The sequence below is a fragment of the Cupriavidus basilensis OR16 genome, from assembly GCF_000243095.1.
GTDB classification, from domain to species: Bacteria; Pseudomonadota; Gammaproteobacteria; order Burkholderiales; family Burkholderiaceae; genus Cupriavidus; species Cupriavidus basilensis_D.
Map to the genome: position 1 here is coordinate 1 of NZ_AHJE01000100.1, position 20,273 is coordinate 20,273.

The following is a 20,273-nucleotide window of genomic DNA, read 5'->3' on the forward strand; positions in this document are numbered from 1 at the left end:
GGGCCGTCCGCCGACTCCTCGCGCGTGGTCAACAAGATCGACCTCGGCGCCCACTGGTCGGCGAGCACCACCTTCGGCACCGATCGCCCGCACGTGGTAGCCGCCATCGGCCCGAACCCCGCCCGAGGTATGGATCTCCGCGCGCACCGGCGCCGGCATCGACCTGCTGCGCGGCCAGCTGCTGCGGCTGGTGGGCTGGCAATCGGGCAACGAAGGCACCTTCCTCGCGCGCGAGCGGCACCTCACCGCGCTGCGCAACGCGCAATCGCACCTGGACCTGGCCGAAGAACGCGCCGCGCAGCAAGCACAGGCGCTGGACCTGTTCGCGGAAGAACTGCGCCTGGCGCAGGACCATCTCAACAGCATCACCGGCGAGTTCAGCAGCGATGACCTGCTGGGGACGATTTTTACGCGGTTTTGTATTGGGAAGTAATCGAATAGCAAGGCTTGCCAAGTGACGCCAATGATGGGCCGCCAAACCCTAGACCAACTAGGCTATGCATCGTGAGAAACCGCGACTACGCTAGCGGATAGCCTGAGCATGCCAAAACCATCAAACGCTTCAATCTATCTCTCCAAGACCGCTTGCTCATGACCCCGAGAACATTCTCTCTATCCAATCCTTGGCTTCCATTCCCAGGAAATACAAAGCGAGGCCAATTATGATGGAGGGAAGATACCCGGCTATCATTCCCACACAAATCTCAAATAGGAAATAAATCAGGGATCCGGTGACTTTCTTTAGTTTTTCCAAGGGAATCTCCCAAAGAGCAGACGAGACTAAACGGCAGTCTCGCTGACACTTTACTACCGTTACCTCCGGTTAATATGGCGAAACACGACGCTGACGAAATGGTATGCCGACATATACGGCATACTCGCAACCAATGCGAGGGTTAACCTTCCTCCAACACCATCCCACCCCATACAGCGGCGGGAAACACCACACCATCGGTTTCATTCATTTCCCTGCAGACATAGCTGGCATGGCTGATCGACCCCAGATCGATCAGTTCTTGATAAATCTGAGAAATATGGAGAAGAGGGTCACAAGAAGAAGTGTGCAGAAAAACATGGAAATGACCTGCGCCATCAAGACTCCGCAGAGTGAGTAAATGCGAGTCACATTTTCCATGGTTGCACTTAGAGCCTCCACGGCAATCAAGATCGAGTACAACCAAACCACAAACATGACGACAGGCGAATCAATAAACAAAAGTAATACGCCTGAAACAATACCGGAAAACAGAGTGGCGGCTGCCAGAAGATTAAATAGATCCCCCTTGCCGTCCCAGCGAGCGCCGCGCCGAACCCACCAATTGAGAATTGCGTAGATTAGGATAAAAGCAGCCCACGATGCAACCATGCCTGCGCCAATAGTTACTGGAAGAGGGAAATGTTCTGCGTCGACCATCCCGTTCTCTGCGAGGGACAATCCAGTTAAAAATCCAATCATGGTCACAGCAAGCACTGATTTCCACCTGGGGAAACTAAAACACTGGATTGGCAGTTTACGAAGCAGAACCAAGCCGAAAGAATGGCGGATCATTTTTAAACCTCCGATAGTTGAAAATCAAGGATCCGGCAGCAACTGCTTGAAATATGCGCAAGCAATTGAGCCTGATTTCACTTCCATCCCGGCCTGAAGCGTTGCTCCTGAATGTGAGATTCATAGCGTTTTCCTCCGCAGGGACCATAACCAATACCGAGCAATAAATCTGCGTGTTAGGCCTGTTGGAGTAAGCGCTTATCGTCGGATAACCTAGCGCTCAGATAATAAATGAGAATCGCACTTATTAACGTTGGGAATTTTCTGATCTTTGGCGTGGAATCGTCCGTATCGGTCTGACGAAACGGGCGGCGTGGGAATCGGTGTCGAGAGCGCCGGGAAGCCGTGGGCCGCGCCGACCCATCGACGACCACCTCTCCGGCCACCTGCGCCCGGGCTCGCTGACCTTGCGTTCGGTCAACAAGATTGACGTGGCGCAGGACCATCTCAACGGCATCACCGGCGAGTTCAGCAGCGATGACCTGCCGGGGACGCTTTCTTACGCGGTTTTGTACCGGCAAGTAGACCGGCTTCAGGCCTACTTCCGGCCTACTTCACCAACATGCAGATCCGCGTCTGCAACTGCGCGGGCGGCGTGGTGCGAGGATCGTTCATGTACTGCTCGAACATGGGAAAGTCCGCCGGCACGACCCCGCTGTTCGGCAGCCATTCCGAGAACATCCAGTTATAGGCCTTGCCCATCTCGTTGTAGGGGCCGGTGTAAGTCAGTATCGCGCAGCGGCCCGCCGGGATTTCGAATCGCTCCAGTTCCTCGCCCAGGTCGGCATCCGGCGCAACCGGCATGCCGGCCAGCGATCGCAATTGCTCCGTCTGCACCTGCTCGGGGTCGCCAAAGTACACGCCAAAGCCGATGGCGTCCGGGCTGGCGAGGCCCCGGCTGGCCGCCAGCATGAACACGCGGGTGAATACCGGGCCGATTTCCTGATAGCTGCCACGATGGGGCAGCGTGGCCAGAACGGTGCCGGGAAGGGTTTCGATCGTGATGGGATACATGGCTAGCTCCTGAGGGTTGAAGGGACCGGAGCGGGCTGCGCGATAGCGCCCCGGCGGTATGCCGAAGGCCGCGCCAAATGCCCGGTTGAAGGCTGCGTCCGACTCGTAGCCGGCGCGCAGCGCCACATCACGCAATGAAGTTTCGGTACCCGCCAGCGCGATTGCCGCACGGTGCATGCGCAGGCGTTGTACCGTGGCGTTCACCGTTTCCCCGATCATCGCGCGATAGACGCGATGGAAGTGATACGGTGACAGGCAGGCCAGGTCGGCCAGTTGGTACAGCTCCGGATCGGCGTCGGGGTGGCTTGCCAGCCACCGCAGGACGGGTTCCATGCGTTGGGCGTACTGGATTCGGGTTTCGGGCTTCATGTGGTCTCCATGGCGTGCAATCTACCGGCAGCCGGTTTGCAGATTTTGCGGTTTTTTCTGGCTCCGTTGTTGGCAAAGTGCAGATAAGCGCATGCGGGTCGATGTCGGCGATCTGCGGCGCACAAACTGGCCAGCCCTCCCTCCAATGAGCGCGCACACCCTCCTATACTGAAATCCCACCCCCGTCTCGCCCCGGCGCTGGTCCACGCGGCTGCCAGCGCGCGGGCCATCGCAAAAGTGCCGCGCGGCAAGCAAAGCAAGCACTGGAAGCACAGGAAGCAGGGGCCTGAATCCCGAACCGGCATCGACGCCAGGCGTGTAGCGTGCGGCGAGGATGTACGCGGGGGTTCACACGAGGATTCACGCGGGCTCCTGTCCATGCAAGACCGGCAAGGAGATCATCATGACCAACGCGCAAGGACAAATCGTCGGCACCCTGAACCACCTGATCGAGGTCGGCAAGGACGGCGAGCTCAGTTGCACAACCGGCGCCCGTGAAGTGCATAACCCCGAGATACGCGCCATCCTGACGGGCACGGCGGAATCGTGCCGCGCTTCGGTGATGGAGTTGCAGGCACTGGTGACATCGCTGGGCGCGGAGCCGCGGGATCGCGGCAGCATGGGCGGCACGCTGCATCGCGGCTGGATGGAAGTGTTGCACGTGATCGCGCCGCACAACGACGATGCGGTGCTGCAACTCTGCGAACGCGATGAGGAAACGGCGAAACGGGAATACCAGTCAGCGCTGATGAAGGACATGCCACCCGAGATCCGCGCGGTGGTGCAGCGCCAGTACGAGGGCATCCAGTGGCATCACGATCGCATCCACGCCATGCGCGGGATGCAGATTCATTGAGGCTTCGATACGTTGATCGCTTGCCATCCTCTGCGATAAGCAGCCAAGACCGGCTGCCTGACCAACGCCAGGAAGACGCCTGATGGACGCCTGATGGACGCCTACCAGACGAACGGCACCAGCCGGTACCTCACCCGGGCCGCATAGGCCGCGTAGCCCGCAAGGCCGCGGTGCAGCTCGCGGTCTTCCATTGCCGTGCGAAACACAATGGCGCCAACGAGCACCAGCGATGCGGCAACGCCCCACCAGGAGCCGAGCATCAGCGCATTGGCCGGCAGGAACACCAGCATGGTGGCGTAGAGCGGGTGGCGGACCACGGCGTAGGGGCCGCTCGACACCACCCGGTGCCCGCGCTCGGCCTGGATCCTGACCACGGCCGCGAGAAAGGTGTTTTCATGGAACACGCGATCGACCGCGACGTATGACAGCACCAGCAGCACCGCGCCCAGGCACTGCAGCCAGAGCGGCATCGCGGACCAGTGAAAGCGCACCGCATCCAGGCCCATCAGCACCATCCAGGCAATCCACGCCACCACCACGCACGGCAGCAGAATCTTGTCCCAGAACGGCTGGCCAGGTTGCAGCGGCATTTTCATGCGCTCGGCGAGCAGCGCCGGATCGTGCCGCGCCAGGCGCAGCGTAATCCAGTAGCCGCCGCCAAAAAACAGGATGAGATAGGCCCAGGCTGCCGGCCAGGCCAGCGTGCCCGCGGCGCCAAACAGCAAGGCCGCAAAAAGCAGGCCCTCCGCCGCTAGCGTGATTCCGACCTTGAAACCCATGGCGCCTGCCTCCTTGCCGCCGAACCGGTAGCCGCGCGTTCGTCATGCCAACACGTTAGCACGCGCTTGGTTAGCACACTTGGTATGCCGGCGCACAGAGCGCGGGCGCGAGGCGGGCTAGATTCATGCCGCATGCCCATCGGCCGCGCGCGGCCACCGCGACGCCGCAGAGCGTCCTGGCGAGGCGGCAAGCGGAGGAGTCGTGGCGGAGCATCGCGCCTCCCGGCACTTTGAGTGGGGTAATGAACAATGAGCCGTCGCGTTCTAGAGCTGACCGGGCTTCGCTGTGTCGCGGTAATGCTGGTGGTCATCAGCCATGCGGAACACATGGCCAAGGGGGGGTACACGGGATTCCTCGCGCCACTGCGGTATTTCGCGAACGGCGGCGTCGGCGTGTTCATCTCGTTCGTGCTGAGCGGCTTCCTGATTACGGAGTTGCTGCAGGCCGAGTGGCGGGCCTGCGGCTCCATCAAGCTGATGCGCTTCTATGGCCGCCGCGCGCTGCGCATCTGGCCGGCTTTCTATGTCTATCTCATCGCCCTGGGCCTGTTTGGCATCGCCGGGCTGATCGACGTCGACGCGCGGCAGATCCTGTTTGCGGCGGTGCACCTCTGGAATTACTCGGAGATGCTTGGCCTGGGCAACGTCAACATGGCGCATCCCGTCGGCGCATGGCTGCTCGGCCATTTCTGGACGCTGGCGCTGGACGAGCAGTTCTACTGGCTGTGGCCGCCGATCCTGGTCGTGCTGCTGCGCGGCAAGGATCCGCGGTGGTTGTTGCTGGTGATCTTGCTGATGCCGCTGGTCAGGGTGCTTTGCTATTTCGCGACGCCTTCGTTGCGCGGGCAACTGGGGTTGATGCTGCACACGGGCGTGGACCCGGTGCTGATGGGCTGCTATATCGCGCTGGACCGCGAGCGCCTGAAGACAGCGCTGAACGCGCGCTTCGCCGGCACGTTCGCGCTCCCGGCGCTGATTCTGGTACTGCTGCTTGGCCTGCCGCTCGTCGGCATCCTGGCCGGCGGCATCTGGACGGCGACCTATGGCCCGGTGGCGCTGGCGGCGGCGGTCGGCCTGCTGATCCTTGCCGTGGTGGAGCGGCCGGAGCTGTGGATATCGCGCCTGCTCAGGAGCAAGGCCTTTGTGTTCATCGGCACGATCTCGTTCAGCTTGTACGTGTGGCAGCAGTTGTTTACCAGCGCGGCATCGCCGCTGGCGCTGCGCTTCCCCTATTGCATCCTGGAGGCGCTGGCGGCCGCGGCGCTGAGCTACACGCTGGTCGAAGCGCCTTTCCTGCGGCTCAGAAGCTGGCTCAGCAAGCGGGCGCAGGCGGCAACCCTGGCGGCGGCGGGCGAGGAGGGCAGCGCGCTTGCGCGCAGCGGCGAAGCCGAACCGCTCCAGGACTTGCCGCAACAAGCCTTGTGAGCGGGCGTTGCGCCGCGCTGGCCTGTGTTGGCTGCCACACCAACGCGGACCAGGCCGCGCGGTACTTTGTGAAATTGCACCACGGCAGTCCGGAGGGCCCGCCCGCGCGGGGCGTGCCCATCCCAGGCAGGGAGTCAACATGAACCGAGACGGTACCCACGTTTCCGCGCTCGACGGTGTGCGGGGCCTGGCGGTCCTGATCGTCATGCTCTATCACTTTGCCCACGTGGGCCTGGTGTCGGACCTGCCGCTTGACCGGGTGTTCTACCAGCTGTCGATGACGGGATGGATCGGCGTGGATATCTTCTTTGCGCTGTCGGGATTCCTGATCACGGGCATCCTGCTGCGTACCAAGGGCGCGCCCAATTACCTGCGCGCCTTCTACGGGCGCCGCGTGCTGCGCATCTTTCCGCTGTACTACGTCTACCTGGCCGTGCTGTTCCTGCTGCTGTTCCCGCTGATCTCGCACCGGGTCGGCGACAGCGAGCAGGCCAAGCTGGAGGCGGTGCAGGCCAGCTGGCCGTGGTTCTTGCTGTACCTGTCCAACCTCAAGCAGGCACTGACCGGCACGTTCTTTGGCGCGGGCGCTGGGCATTTGTGGTCGCTTGCCATCGAGGAGCAGTTCTACGCCGTGTGGCCGTTGCTGGTGCTGCTGCTGCCGTTGGCCGCCATGCGCCGGCTGTGCTTCGTGCTGCTGGCGGGTACGCTGGCGGTGCGCGTCGGCATGGCCATGCTTTGCGCTTCAAGCCCTGGCTGGTGAAGGCGGCGCCGTTGGCGCTGCTGGTGCTGGTCGGCTGCCTCGCGGCCATGGGTTCGCGGCTGGAATCCAGCCCGCTGATCTATACCGTGGGCTTCTCGGTCGTTGCCGTGGTGGCGGTGGGCCTGGTCTACGCCGCCTGCGCCACGGACCGGCACGCCGTGTTCAGCAACCGGTACCTGGTGTTCCTGGGCAAGTACAGCTATGCGCTTTACGTGTTCCACCCGATCATCCGCGTGGCGGCGGCCAGGGCGTTCGGCGAGCCACGCCTGCTGTTCGGCAGCCAGATCCCGTGGCAACTGGGCTTTTCGGCGGCGTGCCTGTGCGCCTCCATCGCGGCGGCCTTGCTGAGCTGGCACCTGATCGAAAAACGCTTCCTGGCGCTGAAGGATGCGCTATTCCCCACCCGGGTTCCCACCCCGGCACCGCCCCCGCCAGCGGCCGCCTTGCCGCCTCGGGACGCCTTTGGCGCCGACCCCGCCAGGCGGGGACGCCCCATCATCTAGGAATGCCGATCCGCGGCGGCGGCGGCCTGGCCTTGCCGGGCCGCGTGCCCGCCGATGAATCGCATGCGGGCACGGGCAACCGCTACAATGGGCCGTTTCAGCGAACGAGCCCCTGCCATGACCGATCATCCCCGCTTTACCCTCAATCGCTCGCTCGTCGTATTGGTGCCGCAGCAGCCTTTCTTCGAATGGATCATGGCCGTGGATATCGACCCGGTAGCCACGCTGACCCTTGAGCATGTGCGCGAGGACCAGAGCGTGTTCCTGGTGCCGGACGATGTCTCGACCACGCCGGAAGCGCTGCAGTGGGTGGAACAGCGCTGGCGCGCCTTCTTCGAATTCATGCTGGGGGAGTGGTTCGACGAAAGCTTGTGGCCGCAAACGCTGACGCTGCAGCAGTTCCGTGAGTGGTTTACCGTGCAGCACCACTCGATGGTGTTCGACATGGCGCCGGACACCCCGGTCGAGCATGAGGACTGGGAAGAGGACGAAGACGACGACGACGAAACCGGGCTGCGGCACCTTCACTGATCGCTGCTCGCCGATCGCGGCATGATGCGAGGCGGCCCGGCAGCCCCGTGACAAGCCAGCCTTACGCCACGCCACGCTACGCCACGCCACTCGCCATGAAGTGCTTGCGCATGCCCACCTGCATCTCCACACCGCACCCCGCCCAGGCTGTGGACAAGTCTGTGGAGAAGACCGAACAACCCTGTGGGCAAAGCTGTGGGCAACTTTTTTGGCGAGCCCCTCCCGAGCGCCTGAACTGGCACCGCCAGGCCTTGCCACAGGCGGGCTGGCCGCCCGGCCGAGCGTGCCGCACGCAGCGCCGCGCGCGCGATGCGCGCGGCCGGTGCCTGCCAGCGCAATGGCCAATTTCTATTGCAGGAAACCCCGGATGTTGAACCGTACCCAGCAAATCCTTATCGGCGTTGTCGCCCTTGCCGTCCTTGGCATGTTGTGGCTCACCGGCAACCACGAAGCGCAGCAGGAAGAGCCGGCCCCCGAGCCGGTCACGGCAGCGTCCGCCGCGGTGCCTGAGCCAAATGCCGGCGCGCGCGGCGTGCCCAAGAACGGCACGCTGGACCCGATCAGCATTGACCCGAACCGCTCCACCGACATCCTGCCGCAATACCAGGCGGACACGCTCGTCGACGATTACCAGGAAAACACCGGCGCGGCCAACGACCGCTACCTGGGCAAGTATTTCATCGTGGAGGGCGTGGCCAGTGGCGTGCGGCGCGAGGGCGACGACACGGTCTTCCTGGATATCCGCTCCAATAGCCCGTCCCTGCTAGTGCGCGCCAAGCTCCTGCCGATCCAGATTTGCGGCCCCGCCGGGCGCACCTGCGAGGTCGAGGCGCGCGGCACCATGGTCCGGCGCGGACGGCGCGGCAAAGGCCTGAGGCGCCTGACGAAGACCGCCAGAAGTCCACCAGACGGGGCCAAGGCCGCCTGTGATGACGGCCGCTCTCGCCCCTCCACCGCTTTGTAGGACAACTCCCACAGCAAGATCGGCGCGCCGTCGATGATGGCGCGTTACGGCGCTGTGTATCTTTCCATCACAAGACGAACAAACGTCAACGACGCGACAAGGCCGGCAGCTCCCAGGAGCGCGGGCCGCGCTGAATATCATGATGGAAGATCTCCTCCCGGGCAGCATGGCCGCACCGCAAGCCCAGGCACTCACCAGCATCCTCGCCATCACGCGCCAGGAGTGGCACGTGAGCGGGCCCGCTTCCCTCGCCGTAGATTGCCGCCGTGCAGGCGCCAAGGGCCAGCCCGCTGGCCCATCGCACCCCAGGCCCCGCCAGCGCCGCCGCGACCAGCTCGCGCAGCGCGCCGCCCGCGCCTTCGAGGCGCAGGTGATGGCACTGCGCTGCCGCCAGGCCTTTGTGCTCTGGGGCTAACCCTGCACAGCCGACCCGAAAGCGGGTCTCCAAGGCAAGCCCCCTCTTTGGCCAGCCACGCGGACTGGCCATTTTTTGCCTTGGCGGCCAGCGCGCGCCGCCGGACCGGTTTCCCCGCTCTGTTCCACCGATTGCCGCCGCCGGGATGGCCTAAAGTTGGCGGGCGCGACTGCCGACAACACGGTTCGGCACCCTTGCAGCAGCGTTTCCAGGAACATCATGAAAAAAGCATTGCTAGCCGCCAGCCTAGGCTTGCTGGTCACCGGCTGCGCCACGTACCAGGCCGTCATCCCGGTCGACCGCGGCGACCGTATCGCCTCCATGCAGCCCGCCGACGGCACGCTGTTCTGCGTGATCGCCAACCCGGGCAGCGGTGGCAATGCCTATGCGGAATTCGTCCGCGACTCGGTGCAGCAGCGCGGCTTTGAGTTCAAGATGCTGTCGCCCGGCGCGTCGGTGGCTTCGTGCCCCTACACCGCCACGATCTACATGCAACGGCAGACATACTGGCGCGATTTCCTGAGTACGGCGGAGATCATCGTCTATATCAACGGCGAGCGCGCCGGCAAGGCGAACTACGACGCCCTGCGCAGCGCCGGCGGCATCAACCTGAGCAATCTGGTCCCGCCCGAGATGAAGATCGACGAGCTGTTCGAGCAATTGCTGCCCGGCATGCGGCCAAAGCCGTCCACGGCCGGCACGCCGGGTGCGCCGCCCGCACCCTCGGCGCCGCCGTATCCGGCCTCGCCAGCAACGCCAGCCTGAGCATCAGCCGACCAACTGCCCCAGCCGCACCACGGTCACGCCCGGGCGCAGTTGCCGCAGCGACGGCATCACCAGCACGCAATCCGGATACGGTGTGACCACCGGCTCGCCGTCGCGCCAGCCGATCACGGTGCCGGCCTCGGCGAAGGTCTCCAGCCCGGTGTAAGGGCCGGCAAAGCGGAAATCCATGCTGCTGGCGACCACGGGCTCGGTCACGCGTACCACCCGCTGCGCTGCCACGGGCAGGAGCCAGCCGGCGGGCACGTCGCCCGCATCGATCACGCCGGCATTGAGCAGGAAGCGCGCGGTGCTGTCCTGGGCCACGCCCACGGCAGCGGTTTCCCAGTGCTGGCCGCATTCGACCAGCAGTGCGTTCCTGGCGCTGGCGGGGTCGCCAAAGCCTTCGTAGTCGCGCATGCGCCGTCCTTCCGGATGGCCTTCGTCCACGATCACGTTGGCCGGCGCGCCCACCGCGCGCGACAGGGCGATGCCCTTGTCGAGCGGGCCGGAGACGATCAGCGGCAAGCTCTTCTCATGCATGGAGTGCAGATCGAGCAGCAGGTCCACGGTGTCGATGACCGGGCGCATGGCGCGCGCCCGGCGCAGCTCGGACGAGTCACGGGTGGTGTCGTCCAGCACGGCTGCCGTCCACACGCGGTTGAAATCCTGGTCGACATAGCGCGATGCGTCCGGGCGGGCGGGGTCGAAGCTGTGGTACGCGTCGACGTTGGCAAAGGCCAGCGTCAGGCGGCCGCGGCGCGGGCGCAGGCCGAGGTCCAGCAACGCCTTGACGGTGATGGCGCCGCACACTTCGTTGCCGTGGGTCAGCGCGTTGACCATCACATGCGGGCCAGGCACGCCGCTGTCGAAGGTGTGGACGTAAGCCACGCCGGCGTTGCCTGCGGCGTAGGCGGAGATATCGGGGAATTCGACTTCAACCGGGTAAGCGTCGAAGCTGGGGGCAGTGGTCGTCATGTTTTCAGGTCGGCAAGGTTGCCAGTGATGGCGGCGGAACAGCGAAAGCAGCAAAAAAAAGCGAAAGAAGCCAGGGAATCGAGGAAAGGCGGGCGGCAATCACCGGCACCGCCACTTGCGGCAAGCAAATGGTACGCCTGCCGCCGCCCCCCTTATTCGTGAATGCCCGCAGTCTGGACGATGCTCTTGTACTTCACCGTCTCGCGCTTGATAAAGCTGGCGAACTGGCCCGGGCCGCCCGGCGCCACTTCCACGCCGGCCTCGGCCAGCTTCTTCTTCACATCGGGCATGGCCAGCACGGCCTGCATCTCGGTGTTCAGGCGATCCACCACGGCGCGCGGCGTATTGGCCGGTGCCATCAGGCCAAACCACACGCCCATGTCCACGCCCTTGAGCGTGCTGCTTTCCGCCAGCGCGGGCACGTTGGGCGCCACCTGGGCGCGGTGGCCTTCGGTCACGCCGTAGGCCTTGACCCGGCCGGCCTGGATATGCGGCAGCGCCGACGACAGCACCATCACGGCGAGGTCGATCTGGCCGCCGAGCAGGTCGGTGGACATGGCGGACGCCCCCTTATAGGGCACATGGGTGATGTTGACCTTGCCTTGCTGCTTGATCAGCTCGCCGGCCAGGTTCAGCGGCGTGCCCACGCCGGACGAGGCATAGGCCAGCTTGCCCGGTTGCGCCTTGGCCAGCGCGATCAGCTCGTCGGCGTTCTTGGCCGGCAGCGCGGACTTGCCCACCAGCACCATCGGCTGGGTGCCGACAAAGGTGATCGGCGCCAGGTCGCGCTCGCCGTCGTAGCGCACGGCGGGGTTGGTGAGGCGCGCGATCGAGACCTCGCTACCCGAACCCATCAGCAGCGTGTAGCCGTCGGCGTCGGCCTTGACCACCTTGGACGCACCGATGGTGCCGCCCGCGCCACCCAGGTTCTCGATCACCACGCTCTGGCCCAGGCGCCTGCCCAGCTCCGGCGCGATGGTGCGCGCCACCAGGTCGACGCTGCCGCCCGCGGTGTAGCCCACCACCAGCGAAATCGGCTTGGTCGGCCAGCCCGAGGCGGCAGCGCCACCGGCAAGCAGGCAGAAGGATGCGGCAGCAGCCGCACGCAGCAGTTTGTTCATGGCAGGTCTCTCCGTTTCTAGATTTGCGCCGTATGCAGACAGGCAGGGTATGCAGGCATGCGGCGATCTTAGAGAGCGTGCGGCCGCAGCAACGTGCGGCTTTGGCAATGGCGCTTGCCGTTTTGGCAAGGGTGGGGAGTCAGGTGACGGGATCGGGGCCGCCGGTCGCGCCAAGGCGGTCCCGGCGGGTGGCGCTGGCCGGCTAGCTGGCCACCGCCGCATGCCAGAAGGCCTCGCCCAGCGCCCGCATGGGCGCGCGCGGGCGGTACAGCAGGATCTGCATGGCGAGGTCGGCTTCGCCGCCCACCTCCAGCCCGGCGCGCACCAGGCGGCCCGTGCGCAGGTCATCGGCGATCAGCCGGGCGGGCAGCCATGCCAGCCCCATGCGCTGGCGCACCATTTCATGCACGGACTCGGCGAAGTCGCTGACCGCGATCACGTCGAGCCGGCTAGCCAGCCCGCGCCGCGCGATCTCGCCGTTGACCATGCGGCCCAGGGTCAGCGTTGGCGCGTAGGCGATCATCGGCACCGGCGCGCGCTGGCCGCGCGCTTGCAGCTTGTACTGCGGAGCGCCGCCGTCGGCCGCCGCGCTCACGCAAACGAGGCGCTCCTCGCCCACGAGGTGGTACTGGTAGCGCGCGCCGTCCAGCGTCACCGGCTGCTCGGGCGAGTTGTAGCAAAGCAGGAAATCCGCGTCGCCTTCGGTAAAGATCGCCAGCGCGTCGTGCGTGGCAAAGGTGGAAAGCCGCGTGCGAAAGCCCGCTGCCACCTTGTCGTTGCGCAGCGCATGGCGCAGGCCGGCCAGCCACGCCGGCACCATCGAGCGCGCCAGCGTCTTGCCGGTGACGATCACCACGGTGCTGGCATCGGCGCGATGCGCGGCGCGCAGCGACATGCGTGTTTCGTCCAGCGTGCGCAGCGCGCTCTGCGCGGCCTCCAGGAATTGCCGGCCCTCATCGGTGAGGCGCACCGGGAACACGCTGCGATCGATCAGCGGCGCGCCCGCCCAGACTTCCAGCGCCTGCATGCGCCGCCCGAACGCGGGCGGCGTGACGTTGCGCAGCTCCGCCGCGCGCGCGAGGCTGCCGGCCTGGGCCAGGCACACAAAATCCTCAAGCCAGCGGATATGCATAGGGACTCGCGCCAGGGCGCGTGGAGAAGTGGAAAGGGGACAACCAAGGTAAATGCCGCCGTCCGGCGAGAGGCGCTGCGACGATTGTAGCGGTACGCGCGCGGCACGCGGCGCCTGGCATGCGACATGACACACGGCGGCGGCACGACTCGGGTAGAATTTTTGCCATGGCCCTCTTCAAGCGCGGCGCCGCGCCCACCTCCCCGTCTTCCTCCTCCGCGCAGGATGTCGCCGGCGCCGGCAATGGCGCGCCACCGGAATACACCATCGACGAGCTCGCGCGGGCGGCCGGCACCACGGTGCGCAACGTGCGCTCCTACCAGGACCGCGGCCTGATCGATCCGCCCGAGCGGCGCGGCAGGGTAGGCATCTACACCCAGGCGCACCTGGGCCGGCTACGGCTGATCAACCACCTGCTGGCGCGCGGCTACACGCTGAACAATATCCAGGAGCTGCTCAAGGCCATCGTGGAAGGGCACGACCTGCGCTCCATCCTCGGGCTGGAATCCGCCATCAGCAGCCCGTGGACGGACGAAGCGCCGCGCCACTATTCCTACCTGGCGCTGGCCAAGCTGTTCGGCCGCGCGGTATCGCGCCCCGCGCTGACCAAGGCCATCGCCCTCGGCCTGCTGGAGCCGGACGGCATGGGCTACCTCGCGCGCAGCCCGCGCACGCTCGCCGCCGGCGCCGAGATCGCGCGCGCAGGATTTGCGCTGGAAGACGTGCTCTCCATCATCGAGCACGCACGCGGGCACTTCGAAGCCGTATCGGACCGGATCGTGGCGATGGTGGTGCGCGAGCTGGATCGCTTCGGCGAAGGCAAGCTGCCGCCGCCGCAGGACGTGCCGCGGCTGGTGGATATCCTCTGGCGGATTCGCCCGCTGGCGATGGTGGCGGTAGAGGCCGAGATGATGCGGGCGCTGGAACAGTCGGCCAATAAATACCTCGGCGACCGCGTCGCGGCCATCATCGAGCACTTGCACGACGCGCCGGAAGATGGCAAGGACAAGGCGCCGAAGGGCGGGCCGGGGAAGATCACGCGCTGAGATGGGTACGCCGGGGGGGACGTCGCAGAATTGGGGGCCCGCCCACTTCTCCGGACTGCCATATTGCCCTTTTTCCTGGTTCCAATCGGCACCTACCACCCAACGCGCACGGATGCTGTGCCGATGAGCTTGCAGCCGCAGGCCGCTCGGTCACCATCGAGGGCGGTCCGAATCCCGCCCATCCTCGGGCCGGATGCTGTGACAATCTCGTTGATGCCATGCGGGCGCTTGTCCGGGTAGAACAAGGGGCAGGACACCTTATCCCCGAGCCTCGCCATCCCCTTGCCGCCAATCTTGTGATGGGCCGAACCCGTCAGCACCACGCCGCCGTGATCGGTCTCGTCGCCAACAGTGATGATCCGCCGGCTCAAGGGCTGGCCTCGCCCATCCACGTCCACAGAATCTGCGCTTCGTCCGACGGGGCAAGACCGAAGCGAATCATCGGCATCCCCTTTTGCCGGGAGATGCTGGACTTGCTCGCGACCCAATCTGCATTGCGATGGCCTGCGGGAAGCGAGGCCCGCCACATACCTGATGCAGGGGTGATCCCGCCAGAACGCACGGTCACAGGGTCGCCGGTTTGCGTTGGCGGGGCGTTGACGCGAAAGCGCACGCCAGTCAACAACTTGTCCCACAGTGCCACAGCCTCGTTGTCGGTCAACGATGCCTTATCAGCAGCACCGATGCGATTCGCGGCCACCTTGCTATACAACTTTGCACCGATGGATGATGGATGGAGGGTGGTCCGCTCCTTACCAACGGCCTCCCATTCAAAATCGTGCGTACCATCAGCGCGGCGAACCAGTGACTCTTCTCCCTGCCATATGCCCACGCTTCGCTTGCCTTCGCGCAAAGTGGTCAGCTTCGGGTAGCGCTCGCCCAGATCCGACCTTTGCCGCGCAATGGATGCCAGCAGGCCTTCCCCATTTTCGCCTTCAGCGCTGGCCAGCTTGTTGGAGTCCACGGAGAAGCTGACATCCGGCAGGCTCGGTAGTGCAATGCCTGCCCGGAGGATTTCCTGGTATGTCCCACTGCGGTCGGCGATGAAGCCGTGATCGATGCACACACCAGGATCCTTGGGGACCTCGGTATTCTCGCGAGCACGCAGACCCCATGCCAAAGGTACAAGCTCTTCGCCACCATAGAACCATTCGAATAGGTGAGATCCAGCCGCGATGAACGTGTGTTTCCGTTCATTGCCGTAGCTCTTGGCGGAGTCGCTCGGGAAGAACCGGACTTCAATACTATTTTCGGCCGGTCCTTCTCCAAAGTAGGTAATCTCCGCAGAGTCGCTTTGCTCGCGCATCTTGGATCGATAGACTTCCGCCGACTCTTTCAAGCGATTCGCGGCGCCAGCATGGGTAACGATCTTCCCCGGAAAGTCCTGCGAGCCGAATATCAGTTCGGCTTCGTCAGGCACCTCCATGACATAGCGCCCGAAGCAAACCAATTTGCTCTTGGCAAACAGTGCCTGCAGTCGCGGCGATAGTTCAACTTGATTCGGCACGCCTTTCTCCTTGTATGAATACGGCTGACAGGCCATCAGAGCGAGAACGCTCAGCAAAGCCATGGCACTGCCGCGAAGCATCATTTGTTCCACCATGGCGCCGTATTGGCGATCTTGACGATGGAATACAATGTCGACGCAAGCACCTTGTCGTCGTTGTAGCTGTTCTGGTGTTCATAGCCGGTTTGCCGGAATACCATCGTGGCCCGTACATGCGAGGCGGAAGCTTCGCTGGGGACGGTCTGGTCACCGGCGTCGATGGGCGGCTCCAGCCGCAATTGCAGCGTTTGGCGGTTCATTGCCCGAACGACAATGCGGCCTTCGCCGTCTTCGCTTTCGAAGGTCCACGAAAGCGGATCGCCAAACCTCGACAAATCCGTCGCATTCACCCGGTACGTGACCGTGCCGTAGGATTTCTGCGACGGGTCCTCGCCGTAGCTGGCGTAGGTGGTCGGGTGGTAGAGGTCTTTGATGTTCTTGTGGAACTTCTGCGTTTCAGCAATCCGCTCCAATGTGATCTTGTTTGGATCAGCACCTTCATATTTCTTGTCGGCGGGATTAACCCAATCCGGGTTCAGCAAACGCCACCAAGCCCGTGGCTCGCGGGCGTAGATGTCATAAACGGGATCACCAACCGCCACGGGCGGTGCGGGCTTCGCGGTGCCAAGCTTCTTGTGCAGGTCCAGTTCGTCGAAATAGGCTTTGAGTGGTGCGTCCGAGGCAATTGGCAGCGCCATCACCTGCCGGTACTCGCTGGTTTGCACGCGAAGCCATCCGCGCGGATAGGAGGCCGTTGGCAATAGTTCAAGCGGTCCGGAGGCGTTAGCAAAGACGGCCGTGACTTCCTTGCCTGTCTTGCCAATGACTGCACGAGCTATCGCAGCAGGAACACTGCCCTTCGCGTCATCGATGCCCGTGCGCACGCGCTTGTAGGCCGCCCCCGCCCCGATTGGGGGCTGCACGCTGTGATAGATGCCAAGGATTTTCTCGCCGATGCCTTTTCCATACTTCGGGTTCAGCATAGCTCTGGCAACCAGCCCGCCCATGGAATGGGTGACAACGATGACCTCTTCGCAGCGGCGGCCATTGGCTCGGTACATCTTGATGACTTCGTCAATGCGCGTGGCGAGCTTTCCCGCTGACACGCCATTGCTCTGCAGCCAGTTGTAGCCCATCGCGTAGACCGGATACCAGCAATTACCCACGCGCCGGAGCTCCTCTTCGGTAAGTGGATCGCCAGCGCAACCCCATTCGCGCGGATTCACCCCGAGCACGGGAATGCTCAAGGGCATCTTCCACCCCAGCGAGACATCGCCTGTCGGGGTCAGCAGTTCATTCATCCGCGCCTCCAGGAGCTTGATGACGGTCCCATAGGACTCAAACATGACCTCACTCCACCCGCGCCAGCGGGCCTTCTGCGCGGCGGTGGCTTCTTGTTTCCCCCGTTTCGCCTTCCACTGCTCTGCCGCCGGGGGCAAAGGTGCGCTCATCAGCAAGCCGATATTGGGTAACCCGTCGGGAACATTGCCGTGGCGCCTGTCGGAGTTCGCCGTTGCTTCTCCGGTCATATCGAATTTCCCGGCGTCCTCGGTAATCTGGTAACGATCGACCTCGGTTTCGTCAGGATCGAAATTCAGTTGCCTCCGCTTCGGAGGATCGTTCCGCCGGGACAGGCTGTCGAGCTTTTCGTCGGGGCGCCAGGCGCGGTTATCCTCGCGATCAAGGTCTGCCTGCCGCTTCTTGCCCATGCGAAGGTGGGTGCCCATCACGCCAGGAATAAAAATGATCGGGATGACCCAATCCGGCGGCACCGGCAAACTGATGCGGCGCTTGTCGGTCGAAGGCGTCAGCGCCACGGTGGCACCGGCGTAACCACCAATCTCTTCGCCAATCGGCAGGTGGATACGATCAGTTGCCACTTGCGGTCTCCAGAATTTGAATCATGGTGTTTTCGGCGCCTTGGCTCTGCTGTAGCTTGGTCAGGCCATCGGGGCCGGTGACGCCCTCGATCACGCTGCCGTCGGATTGCGTCAAGCGGAATCGCCGGTTCTTGGCAGGTGAACCATCCGGCAGGTGCAAGTACACCTCCTGGTCGAAATCGCTCTGCGGCAACGCAAATGCGCTGAGATCCATACCATCGGGGGGGTCAACGCTCAGATCGCTGGCATGGACCCGCTTCATGCCCTGCATGCCTTCGATGATTTGCGACGGGGTCCAGCGCTGATAGGTCTGTCCGACCTTGAACAAAATGCCCTGATCGGCTTCGAAGACAATATCGCCCAGCGCCCGGAAATGAATGTTGCGCTTGGCGGTGCCCTTGATATCTCCGTCGTGCGCCTCGAATACGATGTGGTCGGTAGCGGCCACCAGCCGCACGCCAAGGCTGTGCGCGAACAGCGCAATGCGCCGCGCCGCACTGGCGAAGAAGCCGCCGCCGGTGGTAATGGAGGTATGCTTGCCCGCGGTCACGGCAAGGTGCTCGCCGCTATGCAGGTGTGTGGACCTGGCCGTGGTCGCAGCTAGTCCCGCAGGAGAAGCCAGTATCAAATGCGGCGCCGTCAGCTCGCCGTTGACCTCGCCAGACCCACGAATTTCACTGTGCTGGCTCTTGAGCGCCTTGGCCACATCCTGCTGTTCGGTGTCCTGCGCAAGGTGATGCTGCGCCAATTGTGCAGTTGTGTCGTGAGCATGGTGCGCCTGTTCCAGCCTGGCCGCCGTTTCACCCATGTCCTTGTGGTGCGCCTTCGCGTCGGGTCGCGCCTCGGTGCTGATCAACAGGCCGTCGCCGCCGCGCACGGCACCATGGCCGTCGGTGCGCAACTCGAAGCCATCGCCGCGATGATCCCGACGGCCCCGATTGTCCTCGATGCGGGTCAGGTGGCCCAGGCTAAGCTGGGATCGTTGGTAATCCGAGGACAATTGCGACTGGATTTGCCCTTTGGTGTCATCGAACACCAGATGGTTACTGCCGCCTCCCTCGTGTTCGCGGCTGCGGATGCCGGTGAGCGCGTGCTGGTCCGGCAGTTGCCAGGGCAGCATGTTCATGCTGTTGGGCACCGAGCCCATCACGATGGGCTTGTCCGGGTCGCCACCGTCCAGGAACATCACCAGTACTTCGTTGCCAATGCGCGGGACGCTGACCTGGCCGTACTGCGAGCCTGCCCACGGCGTGGCGACGCGCACCCAGCAGGACATCTTTTTAAAGCGGTCCCACGGGAACCGGATGCGCACGCGCCCATACTCGTCCGGCCACGTAACACTATGGTCCGGGCCCACCACGGTGGCGCTCTGCGGGCCGGCGACGACCGGCCACGGAATGCTAAGGGCAGGGCGAAAGACTTCGCGGGCGGGGTGGCACTCGAACTCCACCCGGCATTGCCAGCGCTGACCCTCGCCCGAGGCTTCGGCTACGTCTTCCAGCTTGAGGCTTGTCCCGAGAACCACGTATTCGCAGTTCGCGGCTTGCTGGGGATGCCCCGTGACGTTCATCGTGCAGCCGGGTACCACGGCGCGCAGGTTCCCCGCGCCGAAGCAGCGCAGGCCGCGCGAACGGATGGCTTCCATGCGGATGCGGGCAATCATCTCGCCTTCGTCCCAGGGCCGATTGTCGGTGGCCGGCTGGGCGTGCTCGCTTGGGAAGTCGTAGACTTCCTGGTGCAGTTCGCCGCTGTTCAAGCCGGTTTCGCGCGGGTCTGAGCTGCTGGCCGTCAGGTCACCACGGGGCTGGGTGAAGCTATAGGCGTTGGTCGTGTACTTGCCGGCCACCACGGCATCGATGACCGAGAAGGTATCGAGATACTCCTGATCGACCTTGACGCCCGGTGGGTGGATTTCCAGAACCTGATAGGCCTCGCTTGGCACGGTTCGGTAGCCGCCGACGTGATCGGCCAGCACCAGGCGATGCTTGCCCTCGGAGTGCTCGAAAAACCACGATAGTCCCCAGTGCTGCATCAGCCGGGCGACAAAGGTGTAGTCGCTCTCGTCGCACTGGGTGCGATAGACCCGCCTGGGATACTTGGCAGTGTCGAACCGCCGCTCGACCGGAAAAGGATAGGCGGACAGGACTTCCTCGATGATCTCGATATCGGTGCGGTTCTCGAAGACGCGGCTGTTCCTGTTCTGCGAAGCAATCCACAGCCACGGGCGCAGCGTCAGTCCATAGACGAAGTGCCGCCCCTCGGCGCGCAGGAACCGGGCGCAATCCACAATGCCGCTGATCTCGCGGGTACCGGCGCCGATGCCACCGGCCAGACCGGTGCCCATGCCATCCAACTGGATATGCACGGTCAGCTCGCGCCCATTCATCTCGCGTAGGTCGAAATTGCCCTCCGGGCCGCAGAAGTTGTAATTCTTGTCCTGCGTCTTGAGTTCGATCTCATATTCGTACAGGTCGCACAGGGCCTCCCGACCCTCCAACCGAACGAGAGTGAAAACAGACTGTCCATATAGCTCCGGCAATGCTGGCCCGGAAACGGTGACGGTACGAGAGGAAAACGGCAAGCGATTACCCATGCGAAAGCGCTCCTGGAAATTGGACTTCCCTGACAGCGAGGACAAGCCAC

General features: G+C 64.0%; 19 protein-coding genes and 1 pseudogene. 10 read left to right on the plus strand and 10 right to left on the minus strand.

Features of this window, described 5'->3' with window-relative positions:
- Positions 1-433, plus strand: a pseudogene (locus OR16_RS42010) (tRNA uridine-5-carboxymethylaminomethyl(34) synthesis GTPase MnmE); the annotation flags it as partial.
- A gap of 576 nt (positions 434-1,009) precedes the next feature.
- Here the strand turns inward: OR16_RS42010 and OR16_RS30595 are convergent.
- Both OR16_RS30595 and OR16_RS30600 read right to left on the minus strand, forming a co-directional pair.
- Entirely contained in the window at positions 1,010-1,549 is a 540-nt protein-coding gene (locus OR16_RS30595) for a hypothetical protein (protein ID WP_141639944.1), read from the minus strand.
- Between the two features lie 549 nt (positions 1,550-2,098).
- Positions 2,099-2,932, minus strand: a complete 834-nt coding sequence (locus OR16_RS30600; protein ID WP_006162537.1) for an AraC family transcriptional regulator — start codon at positions 2,930-2,932, stop codon at positions 2,099-2,101.
- A 403-nt stretch (positions 2,933-3,335) separates the two neighbouring features.
- On the opposite strand from OR16_RS30600, the gene OR16_RS30605 reads away from it, so the two are divergent.
- On the plus strand, positions 3,336-3,788 hold the full coding sequence (locus OR16_RS30605) for a PA2169 family four-helix-bundle protein (protein WP_006162538.1): 453 nt from the start codon (positions 3,336-3,338) through the stop codon (positions 3,786-3,788).
- A gap of 101 nt (positions 3,789-3,889) precedes the next feature.
- Here OR16_RS30605 and OR16_RS30610 read toward each other — a convergent pair whose 3' ends face one another.
- The gene (locus OR16_RS30610; protein WP_006162539.1) at positions 3,890-4,567 is read right to left on the minus strand and encodes a methyltransferase family protein; all 678 of its coding nucleotides are present in this window, start codon (positions 4,565-4,567) and stop codon (positions 3,890-3,892) included.
- 249 nt (positions 4,568-4,816) lie between these two features.
- Between OR16_RS30610 and OR16_RS30615 the strand changes: the two genes are divergently transcribed.
- The 7 genes from OR16_RS30615 (at position 4,817) to OR16_RS30645 (ending at position 9,930) form a co-directional block, all read left to right on the plus strand.
- The gene (locus OR16_RS30615) at positions 4,817-5,992 is read left to right on the plus strand and encodes an acyltransferase family protein (protein ID WP_081488920.1); all 1,176 of its coding nucleotides are present in this window, start codon (positions 4,817-4,819) and stop codon (positions 5,990-5,992) included.
- A gap of 139 nt (positions 5,993-6,131) precedes the next feature.
- Positions 6,132-6,752, plus strand: coding sequence for an acyltransferase family protein (locus OR16_RS47885; protein WP_081488921.1), 621 nt, complete (start codon positions 6,132-6,134; stop codon positions 6,750-6,752).
- Positions 6,728-7,255 (plus strand): acyltransferase, encoded by a 528-nt coding sequence (locus tag OR16_RS47890; protein WP_043421816.1) that lies wholly within the window; start codon positions 6,728-6,730, stop codon positions 7,253-7,255. Before OR16_RS47885 ends, OR16_RS47890 begins: the two co-directional genes overlap by 25 nt.
- Before the next feature lie 117 nt (positions 7,256-7,372).
- A complete protein-coding gene (locus OR16_RS30630; protein ID WP_006162541.1) occupies positions 7,373-7,786 on the plus strand; it encodes a hypothetical protein in 414 nt (137 codons plus the stop codon).
- 367 nt (positions 7,787-8,153) lie between these two features.
- Positions 8,154-8,750 (plus strand): OB-fold protein, encoded by a 597-nt coding sequence (locus OR16_RS30635; RefSeq protein WP_006162542.1) that lies wholly within the window; start codon positions 8,154-8,156, stop codon positions 8,748-8,750.
- Between the two features lie 139 nt (positions 8,751-8,889).
- A complete protein-coding gene (locus OR16_RS30640) occupies positions 8,890-9,165 on the plus strand; it encodes a hypothetical protein (protein ID WP_006162543.1) in 276 nt (91 codons plus the stop codon).
- A 219-nt stretch (positions 9,166-9,384) separates the two neighbouring features.
- Entirely contained in the window at positions 9,385-9,930 is a 546-nt protein-coding gene (locus tag OR16_RS30645; RefSeq protein WP_006162544.1) for a hypothetical protein, read from the plus strand.
- A 3-nt stretch (positions 9,931-9,933) separates the two neighbouring features.
- Here the strand turns inward: OR16_RS30645 and OR16_RS30650 are convergent, their stop codons facing one another.
- From OR16_RS30650 to OR16_RS30660, 3 genes are all read right to left on the minus strand, one after another.
- Positions 9,934-10,905, minus strand: coding sequence for a M14 family metallopeptidase (locus tag OR16_RS30650; RefSeq protein WP_006162545.1), 972 nt, complete (start codon positions 10,903-10,905; stop codon positions 9,934-9,936).
- Between the two features lie 152 nt (positions 10,906-11,057).
- Positions 11,058-12,026, minus strand: coding sequence for a Bug family tripartite tricarboxylate transporter substrate binding protein (locus OR16_RS30655; protein ID WP_006162546.1), 969 nt, complete (start codon positions 12,024-12,026; stop codon positions 11,058-11,060).
- Between the two features lie 202 nt (positions 12,027-12,228).
- A complete protein-coding gene (locus OR16_RS30660) occupies positions 12,229-13,158 on the minus strand; it encodes a LysR family transcriptional regulator (protein ID WP_006162547.1) in 930 nt (309 codons plus the stop codon).
- 167 nt (positions 13,159-13,325) lie between these two features.
- Between OR16_RS30660 and OR16_RS30665 the strand changes: the two genes are divergently transcribed.
- A complete protein-coding gene (locus tag OR16_RS30665; protein ID WP_006162548.1) occupies positions 13,326-14,204 on the plus strand; it encodes a MerR family transcriptional regulator in 879 nt (292 codons plus the stop codon).
- Between the two features lie 92 nt (positions 14,205-14,296).
- Here OR16_RS30665 and OR16_RS30670 read toward each other — a convergent pair whose 3' ends face one another.
- Genes OR16_RS30670 through OR16_RS30685 form a run of 4 tightly spaced genes read right to left on the minus strand, consistent with a single transcriptional unit; the run spans position 14,297 to position 20,223 of the window.
- Entirely contained in the window at positions 14,297-14,575 is a 279-nt protein-coding gene (locus OR16_RS30670) for a PAAR domain-containing protein (RefSeq protein ID WP_043421835.1), read from the minus strand.
- Complete coding sequence (locus OR16_RS30675; RefSeq protein ID WP_237717285.1) at positions 14,572-15,807, minus strand: T6SS immunity protein Tli4 family protein; 1,236 nt, start codon at positions 15,805-15,807, stop codon at positions 14,572-14,574. The genes OR16_RS30670 and OR16_RS30675 overlap by 4 nt, the downstream gene beginning before the upstream one ends.
- On the minus strand, positions 15,792-17,630 hold the full coding sequence (locus tag OR16_RS30680; protein ID WP_006162551.1) for an esterase/lipase family protein: 1,839 nt from the start codon (positions 17,628-17,630) through the stop codon (positions 15,792-15,794). Before OR16_RS30680 ends, OR16_RS30675 begins: the two co-directional genes overlap by 16 nt.
- A complete protein-coding gene (locus OR16_RS30685) occupies positions 17,620-20,223 on the minus strand; it encodes a type VI secretion system Vgr family protein (protein WP_043421820.1) in 2,604 nt (867 codons plus the stop codon). The genes OR16_RS30680 and OR16_RS30685 overlap by 11 nt, the downstream gene beginning before the upstream one ends.
- Positions 20,224-20,273 lie beyond the last annotated feature (50 nt).